The sequence below is a fragment of the Staphylococcus sp. Ze2 genome (assembly GCF_048568365.1).
Classification (GTDB): Bacteria; Bacillota; Bacilli; order Staphylococcales; family Staphylococcaceae; genus Staphylococcus; species Staphylococcus xylosus.
The window spans coordinates 1,490,170-1,502,278 of record NZ_CP183486.1 but is presented as its reverse complement, the minus strand read 5'-3'; the positions used below and the strand labels follow the sequence as shown (position 1 = coordinate 1,502,278).

8 protein-coding genes are annotated in these 12,109 nt (G+C 33.9%); all 8 read right to left on the bottom strand.

Going from position 1 to position 12,109, the window contains the following annotated elements:
• Window positions 1–236 precede the first annotated feature (236 nt).
• Window positions 237–1,997 carry a pyruvate kinase gene (pyk, locus tag ACM591_RS06945; RefSeq protein ID WP_029377068.1) on the bottom strand — a complete coding sequence of 587 codons (1,761 nt, stop codon included), beginning with the start codon at window positions 1,995–1,997 and terminating at the stop codon, window positions 237–239.
• A 20-nt stretch (window positions 1,998–2,017) separates the two neighbouring features.
• On the bottom strand, window positions 2,018–2,986 hold the full coding sequence (gene pfkA / locus ACM591_RS06940) for a 6-phosphofructokinase (RefSeq protein ID WP_029377067.1): 969 nt from the start codon (window positions 2,984–2,986) through the stop codon (window positions 2,018–2,020).
• A 270-nt stretch (window positions 2,987–3,256) separates the two neighbouring features.
• Window positions 3,257–4,201, bottom strand: coding sequence for an acetyl-CoA carboxylase carboxyltransferase subunit alpha (locus ACM591_RS06935; protein ID WP_029377066.1), 945 nt, complete (start codon window positions 4,199–4,201; stop codon window positions 3,257–3,259).
• Window positions 4,194–5,060, bottom strand: coding sequence for an acetyl-CoA carboxylase, carboxyltransferase subunit beta (accD, locus tag ACM591_RS06930; protein ID WP_029377065.1), 867 nt, complete (start codon window positions 5,058–5,060; stop codon window positions 4,194–4,196). Before accD ends, ACM591_RS06935 begins: the two co-directional genes overlap by 8 nt.
• A gap of 78 nt (window positions 5,061–5,138) precedes the next feature.
• Window positions 5,139–6,371: an NAD(P)-dependent malic enzyme gene (locus ACM591_RS06925; RefSeq protein ID WP_029377064.1), complete on the bottom strand. Its 1,233-nt coding sequence runs from the start codon at window positions 6,369–6,371 to the stop codon at window positions 5,139–5,141.
• Between the two features lie 256 nt (window positions 6,372–6,627).
• Window positions 6,628–9,831, bottom strand: coding sequence for a DNA polymerase III subunit alpha (locus ACM591_RS06920; RefSeq protein ID WP_029377063.1), 3,204 nt, complete (start codon window positions 9,829–9,831; stop codon window positions 6,628–6,630).
• 21 nt (window positions 9,832–9,852) lie between these two features.
• Complete coding sequence (locus ACM591_RS06915; RefSeq protein ID WP_029377062.1) at window positions 9,853–10,788, bottom strand: DHH family phosphoesterase; 936 nt, start codon at window positions 10,786–10,788, stop codon at window positions 9,853–9,855.
• A 27-nt stretch (window positions 10,789–10,815) separates the two neighbouring features.
• On the bottom strand, window positions 10,816–12,108 hold the full coding sequence (locus tag ACM591_RS06910) for a DRTGG domain-containing protein (RefSeq protein ID WP_042362521.1): 1,293 nt from the start codon (window positions 12,106–12,108) through the stop codon (window positions 10,816–10,818).
• Window position 12,109 lies beyond the last annotated feature (1 nt).

Below are 12,109 nucleotides of genomic sequence, written 5' to 3'. Positions count from 1 at the left end.
GAAAAAACACCTCCGTATGATTCATTTTAAATGAATTCAACGAAAGTGTTTTTATTTCCTTCCCACTATTTGGGGTCAGTTCAATTGAGATAACGGTTTTTTATGTTTCATACTTAGCAATAAAAGACGAAGTCATTTTAATTATAGACTTCGTCTTTTATTTATATATACTTAGGCGAATTTATCCCTAGTTATTATAAAGCTTAATTTAAGCTGTTAATCGAAATTTGTTTAGATTATAGTACGTTTGCATAACCTTCGAAGATTTTTCCTTGGTTAGCATCTACAGTAATTAAAACGTCATTTTGGATTTTTGAAGTAGCATTTTCAACACCAACAATTGTAGGAATTCCTTTTTCTAATCCAATGATAGCGCTTGGTGATGTAATACCATTTTCTTCAGTGATAAGACCAATTGCATTCTCAATGTATGGCACAAGCGTTTCATCTACAGAAGTTGTAACGATAATTGATTCTGATAGATCCTTACCTTCTAATTCACTAGCGTCGTTTACAACTAATGTTTGTCCAACAACTGAGTTTCTTCCAACGCCTTGACCTTTAGCAAGTTCATCCCCAACAAGGTGTAATTTCATCATGTTTGTAGTACCTTTTTCACCTGTAGGTACGCCAGCAGTGATAATAATTAAATCACCGTTTTGAACTCTTTCAGTTTCAACTGCAGTTGCTACCGCATTATTTAATAATGCATCAGTTGTCTTACGTCCTTCTTTAACTACTGGATGAATACCCCAAACTAATGCACATTGACGTGCAGTTTCTGCACTAGGTGTCACGGCAATAATATCTGATTGTGGACGGTATTTAGAAATTGTACGTGCAGTTGAACCACTTTCTGTAGCAGCAACAATTGCTTTAACATTTAAGTTTAAAGCAGTATGCGCAACTGATACACCAATAGCATTAACTAATGAAGTTTCAACTAATTTAGTACGGTCAGATAATAGTTTTTTATAATCTTGAGCAGCTTCTGCTGAAACTGCGATATTACGCATTGTTTTAACTGCTTCTTCAGGATATTGTCCTGCTGCTGTTTCACCAGAAAGCATAACAGCATCTGTACCATCATAAATTGCGTTGGCAACGTCACTAGCTTCCGCACGTGTAGCACGTGGATTACGTTGCATAGAATCTAACATTTGTGTTGCTGTAATTACAGGTTTACCTAATTTATTACATTGTCTAATTAAGTCTTTTTGTACCATTGGTACTGATTCTGGCGGAATTTCAACACCCATATCGCCACGAGCAACCATTAAACCATCAGAAACTTCAAGAATTTCTTTGATATTATCAATACCTTCTTGGTTTTCAATTTTAGGAATAATGCTTATGTTTGTATTTTTTTGTGCTTCTAATAGTTTGCGAATATCTAATACATCGCTTGGACGACGTACGAAACTTGCAGCGATAAAGTCTACGCCTTCACTGATACCGAATTCAATATCTTCAGCATCTTTATCAGTGATACCTGGTAAACTAACTTTCACTCCTGGTAAGTTAACACCTTTTTTATTTTTTAATTCTCCTGTGTTTAAAATATCACATAGAACTTCGCCATTAGCTTTATCAATTGATTTAACTTGTAATTCGATTAAACCATCGTCTAGAAGGATATAAGAACCTTCGTCTACGTCATTGATAAGGTTATCATAAGTTACTGAGAATTTGTCTGAAGTACCTTCTACTTCAGTCATACTAACGATTACTTCATTGCCTTTTTCAAGTTCAATCACACCATTTTTCATGTTGTGAGTACGGATTTCAGGACCTTTCGTATCTAGTAGAATACCAACTGTTTTCCCTAATCTCTTAGAAACTTCGCGGATTGTATCGATTCTCGCTTTATGTTCTGCATGGTCACCATGAGAGAAGTTTAATCGCGCCACATTCATTCCAGCTTTAATTAATTTCTCAAGCATTTCTTCTGATTCAGACGCAGGTCCAATTGTACAAACAATTTTAGTTTTTCTCATTATTATTTCCTCCCAGTATTTTATATAGATAATTCATTCGTTAATTCAAAAGTTTCAAAGTCAAATTCATGTTCATTTGATCTAAATATTTCTTCAAATGATGTATCAGTAAGTTCATTGTTTCTAATCCCAACGCCAATCGCAGTTTTACCTTCTAACAGTAAATCTACCGCATGGCCTCCAAGACGTGAAGCTAGAACCCTATCTGCCCCACTTGGACTTCCACCACGTTGGATGTGTCCAAGCACAGAAACACGAGCGTCAACATTAATGTATTTAGTCAGTTCTTGAGCACAAACTTCACCTGACATACAACCTTCAGCAACCATAACAATTGAATGTTTTTTGCCTCGTTTAATACCACTATCAATCTTTTCAGCTACATCTTTCATATCTGTCTCAACTTCAGGAACGATGATTGTTTCTGCACCGACTGAAAGACCAGCCCAAAGTGCTAAATCACCACAATCACGACCCATGACTTCAATGATAAACGTTCTGGCATGACTTGATGCTGTATCACGAATCTTATCAACACAATCAATTATAGTATTTAATGCTGTATCAAATCCAATCGTAAAGTCAGAGCCATTGATATCATTATCAATCGTACCTGGCACTCCTATAGTTTGGATTTCTTCGCATTCTTCACTTATACGTTGTGCACCTCTATAGCTACCGTCTCCTCCGATAACTACAAGTCCTTCGATGCCTCTTTTACGTAAATTCTCAATACCTTTTTTACGAACTTCTGCTTCTTTAAATTCAGGGCACCTTGCAGAATATAAAAAAGTTCCGCCTCGTTGAATTGTGTCTCCCACTGAACCGAGTTCAAGTTTCTCGATATCATCGTTTAACAAACCTTGATAGCCTTGGTAAACACCATAAACTTCAATGTTATTGTAAATCGCTTTTCTAACTACAGCTCTTACTGCTGCATTCATGCCTGGAGAATCTCCACCACTTGTCAACACTGCAATTTTTTTCATGACGACATACCTTTCTAACATGTATTTCTTATTCTAAAAATACCATAAAATTTAGGCTGGTGCCATTAAAATAAGGCTTTGCCACTAATGTAAACGTTTTTAATCCAACGAATCTTTTAGAAAGCGTTTCCTTTAACTTACTTATAAATAGAAATTTAGACCTTTTATTTAATACCTTTTATTTAAAATAATTAAACAAATTAACTTGTTATTATTTTAAATAAACAAAAAGAAGTTCTAGATTATTAGAACTTCTTTTTGTTAGCTAATTTATTCATTATAAGAACCTATCGTTCTGAATTTTTGATAACGATCTTCAACTAGTTGTTCTTTACTGAAAGAACTTAATTCTTTTAAATGTGTCTCAAAAGTACGTTTAATATTTTTAGCTTGCATTTCAACATCTTGATGTGCTCCGCCTAAGGGCTCTTTGACTACCTCGTCTGCAATCTTCAATTCATGTAAATCTTCTGCAGTGATTTTCATCGTTTCAGCTGCAATTTTTGCGAGGTTACTATCTTTCCACAATAGTGCTGACGCACCTTCTGGCGAGATTACAGAATATGTACTATTTTCAAGCATTAATATTCGATTTGTAATACCTAATCCTAGTGCACCTCCACTACCACCTTCTCCAATAACAATTGAAATAACAGGTACAGTTAATGCAGCCATTTCCACTAAATTACGTGCAATAGATTCACTTTGGCCACGCTCTTCTGCCGCTTTACCTGGATAAGCACCCTTAGTATCGATAAAAGTAATAATCGGTCTATTAAATTTTTCAGCTTGTTTCATTAATCTGAGCGCTTTACGATAACCTTCTGGATGCGCCATACCAAAATTACGATAAATATTATCTTTTGTATCTTTACCTCGTTGTTGTCCTACAACAGTAACAGGTTGCCCATTTAAATAACCTATGCCACCAATCATTGCTGGATCATCTCTATAATTTCTATCTCCATGTAATTCAATAAATGAATCAAAGATATATGGAATATAGTCTAATGATGTTGGGCGCTCTTGTAAACGCGCTAATTGTACACGATCCCATGGTTTAAGGTTCGTATATACTTTTTCAGTTTCTCTATCTAAAGATGTTTCAAGCATTTCTATTTCCTCTTGGAGATCCACATCATTTTTCTCTTGAGATTCCTTTAAGGATTCTATTTTATTTTTTATTTCAAAAAGTGGCTTTTCAAAATCAAGCATTTATTTTCACCTCTTGGTGCATTTTTAGAATATTAGAGAGTGTCGTTCTCATTTCTTTTCTATGAACAACTTTATCTAATTGTCCATGCTCTAATAAAAACTCAGATGTTTGGAAGTCATCAGGTAATTTCTCATTAATTGTCTGTTCAATGACACGTCTACCTGCGAAGCCTATCAATGCCTTAGGTTCACTAATATTGATATCACCAACAGAAGCAAAACTTGCAGAGACTCCACCTGTTGTTGGATTCGTAATATAAGAAATATATAACAAACCAGCTTCAGAATGTCTCTTTAACGATACGCTTGTTTTCCCCATTTGCATTAACGAAATAATACCTTCTTGCATTCTTGCACCGCCACTTGCTGAGAACAAAATAAATGGTAATCGATTTTCGATGCAGTGTTCAATAATTCTGCAAATTTTCTCACCTAGTACTGATCCCATACTCCCCATTCTGAACCGAGCATCCATTACAGCGACGCCATATGTAATGCCATCCAACTGTGCTGTCCCTGTAACGACAGCTTCATTCAAACCAGTTTTTTGCTGATCTTTATGAATTTTCTCTTCATAACTCGGAAAATCTAATGGATTAGCTGAGGTCATTCCTCTATCAAACTCAGTAAACGTACCTTCATCTGAAATAGCTTCAATGCGTTTATGCGCCGTTAAAGCAATATGATGATCGCAATTAAAACAAACATTTAAGTTTTCTGCTAATTCTTTAGTATACATAATTTTTTTACACTTAGGACATTTTGTCATAATCCCTGCTGGTACATCACTTTGTTTCGAATCAGATACAGTTACGTACTTTTTCTTTTTACTGCTTCTATTGAAAAAATCTTTAAACATTGTAAACCTCCACTTAACCATCGCGATCTTAGTTCAATACTATTCTTAAATAATATTTGTGATCAGCGTTAATGAATATTATTTATCTAAGTCTGTTAATTTCATTGTTTTGTCATATACATCTTCAGGATTAACGTCTATTCTAGCAACACCTGATTCCATTGCAGCCTTCGCAACCTCTCTAGCTACTGAAGGTGCTACACGTTTATCAAAAGGACCTGGGATACAATAGTCCGGATTTAATTCGTCTGACTTAATTAAATCTGCTATTGCTTCAACTGCGGCTTGTTTCATTGATTCATTGATATGTGTAGCTTCTACATCTAAAGCGCCTCTGAAAATCCCTGGGAATGCCAACACATTATTAATTTGGTTAGGATAATCTGAACGACCTGTACCAATTACCTTAGCGCCAGCTTCTTTTGCAACATCTGGATTGATTTCTGGATTTGGGTTTGCCATAGCAAAAATAATTGGATCATCAGCCATGGATTCCACCATTTCTTTTGTTAATAAATCTGCTACTGAGACACCAATGAATACGTCGGCATCTTTAATTACATCACTTAAACTACCATCAATTTTATCTCTGTTTGTCCATTTTGCAACGTAAGATTTTGTATCATTCATTCCAAATGAACGATCTTCATAAATCGCTCCTCTTGAATCACACATAATCATATCTCTCACACCATAAGAATAAAGTAATTTTACGATAGCTATACCTGCTGCGCCAGCGCCATTTAATACTACTTTAATATCAGATAGATCTTTGTCTACAATTCTTAATGCGTTAATCATACCTGCAACCGTAACAATAGCTGTACCGTGTTGATCATCATGAAAAACCGGAATTTTCGTTTCTTTTTTCAAACGTTCCTCGATTTCAAAACAACGTGGTGCAGAAATATCTTCTAAGTTTATTCCACCATAATTAGGTTCTAGTAACTTTACTGTATTAACAATTTCATCTGTATCCGTTGTATCTAATGCAATTGGTACACCATCAATTCCAGAGAAACTCTTAAAGAGTACAGCTTTACCTTCCATTACAGGTATACTCGCTTCAGGCCCAATATCACCTAAACCTAAAACTGCTGTACCATCAGTAACAACTGCTACTGTATTACCTTTCATTGTATATTCAAAAACCTTACGTTTATCTTCATGAATTTCTTTACATGGTTCCGCTACACCTGGAGAATAAGCTAAGCTCAATTCTTCTTTATTCGTAACTTTTACTTTTGGTGAAACTTGTAATTTTCCTTGATTTTTTCTATGCATTTCTAAAGCGTCGTCTCTCAAAGTCATGTAAACCTACCCCTTTACATTCGATTAGTATAAATATCATTTCATATATATTTTTATTACAAAGCAACTCAAATTACAAATGATATCGTTAACATTTTTGCCAATTTACTCTTGAAGTTATTATTTGTAATAAAAATATATATACAGCTAAATTATTATATATTTTTAGAATCTTAATTTATAGAAAATAAAAACTGATGGCAAATTTATGCTCAACCATCAGTTTACTATACCATAGTTTATAGCGCTATTAAAGTTAAATAATTCGAATATCCCATGGTGAAAAGTGTTGAATCAATTTTTCTATTATATTATTTTCTCGAGTAATAAAGCCAATCGTCTTTATTACATTTTGACTTTCATCAAAGTATTGTACAGGAATATTACTTTCGTTTGTATCTTTCACTAAAATTTCATCTATCTTTAACCTATCATTTAGGTTACGAATAACAATTTTTTGTGCGTGTTGAAGTTTTGATTGCTCAAATCTCTCAATTGATTCAACTTTATTTATTATAAGTTGTTGTTTATTATTTCTTTTTTCAAACTTCCCACTTATTATTAACATTTGATCTTTGTTCAATTCTGTTTCGTATTTTTTAAATGTTTCAGGGAAAACAACACCATCCAAATTATTAATACCATCATTCAAAGTTATAAAAGCCATATTTTGACCATTTTTCGTTCTAATCTTTTTAAAGCCGTCGATTTGAATAAAAATAGGTTGATGATCTCTCGCATTTGTCAATTTATAAATACCTAAGTACTGTTTTTGTTCAAATGCTTTCTCAACTGGGTGCGTTGACACATAAAATCCTAAGTATTCTTTTTCATAATCGCTTAGCACCTTATCTGGCAATTCCTCTTTTTCTTCGTAATTCGTTTTAGGTGTGAGTACATCAAATATAAAACCATCTTGTTCGACATCTGATACATCGTCTAATACTTGATCTATAGATTGTAGTAATGTCGCACGATTTTTACCTAATGTATCAAAAGCCCCTACAAGTATCAATGCTTCTAATAATTTTCTAGATTTAATTCTTTTAGGTATACGTCTTGTAAAGTCAAAGAAATCTTTGTAGTTTCCATTTTCTTTTCGTTCGTCAACGATAAGTTTGACACTTTGATAGCCAACACCCTTTATAGCTCCAATAGATAAGTATATTCCTTTATTAGTCGCTTTATAAAACCAATGACTATAATTAATGTTAGGTGCTAAAATATTGATGTTTTGGTGTTTTGCTTCATCAATCATTTGTGCAGTTTTCTTCTCACTACCAATTGAGTTACTTAATATATTCGCATAAAAATAATTTGGATAGTGTACTTTTAGGTATCCCATAATATATGCAATTTTTGAATAACTAACTGCGTGAGCACGAGCAAAACCATAATCAGCGAATTTTAAGATTAAATCAAAAATCTGTTTGCTTAATGCTTCATCATACCCATTTTTCATTGCACCATTAACAAAATGTTGTCTTTCACTTTCAAGTACAGCACGATTTTTTTTGCTCATTGCTCGGCGTAAAATATCCGCTTCACCATAATTAAAATTCGCAAACTTGCTCGCAATTTGCATGATTTGTTCTTGATAAATAATAACACCATAAGTCTTAGATAATATTGGTGCTAAATCTTGATGTAAATATTGTACTTTGTCAGGATCATGTCGACGAGAAATATAAGTTGGTATCTCTTCCATCGGACCTGGGCGATAGAGCGAGGTCACTGCAACTATATCTTCGAAATGTTCAGGCTGCAATCTCTTCAATACATTTCTAATCCCATCAGATTCTAACTGAAAAATACCAGTCGTATCTCCTTGGGATAATAATTGAAATACTTGTTGGTCATCGAAAGGTATTTGTTCGATATCAATATCAATTTGCATGTCATATTTTACTTGTTTCACGATTTGGTGAATAATCGAGAGGTTTCTTAATCCTAAGAAGTCAATTTTCAACAAACCGATTCTCTCTGCTTCTGTCATCGTCCACTGTGTCAACAAACCTGTATCACCTAATGTGAGTGGCGCATAATCATAAAGTGGATGGTCATTTATAATTATGCCCGCCGCATGTGTAGAAGTATGACGTGGTAGGCCTTCTAGTTTTTTACAAATTTCAAACCAACGTTCATTGCGGTGATTTCGATGAACAAATTGCTTAAAGTCTTCTTGTTGATAAGCCTCATCCAATGTAATACCTAATTTATGCGGTATTAATTTCGAAATTTCATTCAATGTTATTTCATCAAAACTCATAATTCTACCCACATCCCTGGCCACAGCTCTTGCAAGTAAATGACCAAAAGTGACAATACCTGCAACGTGATTATCACCATATTTCTCTTGGACGTATTGAATCACTTTATCTCGATGTGTGTCTTCAAAATCTATATCAATATCTGGCATCGTTACACGTTCTGGGTTTAAAAAACGTTCGAATAAGAGATTGTATTGAATAGGATCTATCGTTGTAATATTTAATAGATAACTGACTAAAGACCCTGCTGCAGAACCACGTCCTGGGCCTACTAATACATTATGTGTCTTAGCATAATGAATCAAATCACTTACTATTAAGAAATAATCTTCAAAACCCATGTCAGTAATAACTTTATATTCATGTAATAACCGTTGCTTATAAGTTTCAAAATGCTCCTGATTTAAATTCAAATCATTTAATTTCGTCTCCAATATTTGCCATAAATATTGTTTTGATTGGGTATTATTTGGTGTTTTGAATTTTGGCAAGAGCGATTGGTTATAAATCATCTCAGCTTGACAGATATTTTCAAGCTCATTTGTATGTTCCCATACCGCTTCACTTAGTTCTAAATTTTCACGTTGTGCTTTTGAATAAAGATGTGCATCATAGTCTATCGGTTCACTCACCAAATCTAATTTACTATTATCTTTAATAGCCGATAATGCTGTAAGCGTATCTGCGTCTTCTTGATTTAGATAGCGTGTACTTTGTGCCCATACAACTGGCAAATCAAAAGTGTTTTGACTCATGTGGTTGACATATACGTATGAGTGATTCTCAAATTTTGTTACTATTGTCTCATTAGATGACGAGACATCCTTAAAAATAATGACAAGGTGATCTATATATTTTTTCAACCATTCTATAGGGGTTTCTGTTTTTTCTTTCATTTTTATAGCTGAAGATAACTTGAATAAATCTTTAAGACCTATATTGTCACGTGCTAATACTATTGTTTCAACGATATCTAGTCCATCTGTAACGTTGATAGTCATACCAAAGATAGGATGAATATTTGCTGCGATACACGCATCATAAAATTGTGGGTAACCATATAATACATTTGTATCTGTTATAGCTAATGCTGTATAACCTTCTTTAGCAGCTTTAGCAACGACATCTTTAATTCTCAAACTAGAATACAACAAATCATACGTCGTATGAACATTTAAATGTACTACCATCAGCAAATACCTCCAATCTTTCTACAATTTATTATTTAATGCGTCTGCCAGTTCATTAAAATGATCCCAATCGCGCACGGACACACCCGAAGCATTTGGGTGTCCGCCACCTCCAAAGTCACTAGCAACATCATTGATAATGATACCTTTAGATCTAATACGACATCTAATCTCAGCCCCTTCATCTACAGCGAAAACCCAAATTTTCAAACCTTGTATGTCTGCAATGGTATTCACAAATAATGATGCTTCATTTGCTGCAATGTCAAATTTCTCGAGGATATCTTTGGTAATGATAACTTTACAAAATCCTTTTTCATTCAAATCAAAATGTTGTAAGACATAACCTTGGAAAGGTAATAATTTCGGATCCTTTTCACCCATTTTATTAAGTTCTTCATTATGACTGAATGGGAAGGTCAACAATTGGCTTGCCACACTCATTGTATGAGACGTTGTATTGTTGAATAAGAAGCGGCCCGTATCGCCTACAATACCTAAATAAAGCACTCTCGCAACTGAAGCATCTATAATTGATAAATCATTAAAATGTTCTATAAAATCAAATATAATTTCACTTGTTGATGATGCTTGAACATTTACATAGTTTATATCACCATATTGATCTACTGCTGGATGATGGTCAATCTTGATTAACATACGTCCCTTGTCAAAACGTTCATCACTAATTCTAGGCGCGTTGGCAGTATCACAAACTATAACGAGTGCGTCTTTATATTGATCATCAGCTATCTCATCAAATGTCCCTATAAAGTCTAACGAGGGTTCTGCCTCTCCTACTGCATAAATATACTTATCAGGGAACTTTAATTTTAGATAATTTTTCAATCCTAATTGTGAACCATAAGCATCTGGATCTGGTCTTACATGCCTATGTATAATAATCGTTTCTGCTGCTTCTATTTCTTGCATAATTTGGTTAAATACTTTTGTCATCTCTATACTTCCTTTGCACTTTTATATTTAATCTATCATCTGACAAATTATCATTGCTTTAGCTACTTGTTGACTATCACTTGTCATTGTTATTTCTAATTTAGCAAAATTTCTTCCAACATCTAACATCTCATAATGTACATGTATTTCCGACTCAATTTGAACTGTTTTGATATATATAATGTTCAAACTTTCTATCATAACTTCTAGTTTTTTTAGTTTTCTCATTTCATAACGTACTGTTTCTTCTATGATTGCCACAAAAACTGCTTTGCTTAATGTACCATATTGGTTGGTTAATAATGGTGTGGTTTGCACTTGTATACCATCATTAGCAATAGTAATATGCTTTGCAATTTGATCGTTGATTGTTTCACCGACTTGAGGTTGTCTACTCAAAAGTTGCATGGCTGTTAGTACATCTTTTCTTGTAATGACCCCTATTAGCTTTTTACTCGCTGTAATTACTGGTAACAATTCAATACCTTCCCAAATCATCATATGCGCACAATTAGCAACGGTTGTTGACAATTGTACATTAATTGGTGCTTTTGTCATAAATTGTGCAAGTGTGTCATTTTCTTGCATCTTTATAATCTCTTTGCTAGTTACTATACCGACAAGGCGCCATTCGTCGTCTATGACTGGAAATCTTGAATGACCCGTTTCGCTTGCTTTAACTTTATAATCATTAAGAGACATATGATCAAAGACTACTGTGTCTTCATTTACAGGCTTAACGATATCTTCAACGACTAAAATTTCTTTGCGAATCATTTGGTTATACATTGCTCTATTAATAATATTTGCCACTAGGTATGTATCATAATTAGACGAAAGTATAGGTAGATCGTGTTCATCTGCATACTTGATTATTTCAGGTGAAGTATTAAATCCACCTGTTATAAGTACTGCACTTCCTCTTTTTAATGCTGCTAATTGTACGTCTTTTCGATTACCAACAATAAGCAAAGTATGCGCACTTAAATATTTTACAACATCCTCTATTTCCATCGCACCTATCGCAAATTTTGTCAGCGTTTTGATTAATCCATTTCTACCACCAAGTACTTGGCCATCTATAATCTTTACAATTTCAGCAAAAGTTAATTGTTCAATTTGTTCACGTGATTTCTTCTCAATGCGAACAGTACCAACCCTATCAATTGTTGCTACTAAACCAATTTGGCCAGCATCTTTGATAGCACGATAGGCTGTTCCTTCAGAGACATTGAGATCTTTCGCAATTTTTCTAACAGAAATTTTTTGACCAACTGCTAGAGATTCTATATATGATAAAATTTGTTCATGCTTTGTCATT

Bases quoted from the DNA above. Each gene is read 5' to 3' on its own strand.
- pyk (WP_029377068.1), bottom strand. From the start codon at position 1,997: ATGAGAAAAACTAAAATTGTTTGTACAATTGGACCTGCGTCTGAATCA.
- pfkA (WP_029377067.1), bottom strand. From the start codon at position 2,986: ATGAAAAAAATTGCAGTGTTGACAAGTGGTGGAGATTCTCCAGGCATG.
- ACM591_RS06935 (WP_029377066.1), bottom strand. From the start codon at position 4,201: ATGCTTGATTTTGAAAAGCCACTTTTTGAAATAAAAAATAAAATAGAA.
- accD (WP_029377065.1), bottom strand. From the start codon at position 5,060: ATGTTTAAAGATTTTTTCAATAGAAGCAGTAAAAAGAAAAAGTACGTA.
- ACM591_RS06925 (WP_029377064.1), bottom strand. From the start codon at position 6,371: ATGACTTTGAGAGACGACGCTTTAGAAATGCATAGAAAAAATCAAGGA.
- ACM591_RS06920 (WP_029377063.1), bottom strand. From the start codon at position 9,831: ATGGTAGTACATTTAAATGTTCATACGACGTATGATTTGTTGTATTCT.
- ACM591_RS06915 (WP_029377062.1), bottom strand. From the start codon at position 10,788: ATGACAAAAGTATTTAACCAAATTATGCAAGAAATAGAAGCAGCAGAA.
- ACM591_RS06910 (WP_042362521.1), bottom strand. From the start codon at position 12,108: ATGACAAAGCATGAACAAATTTTATCATATATAGAATCTCTAGCAGTT.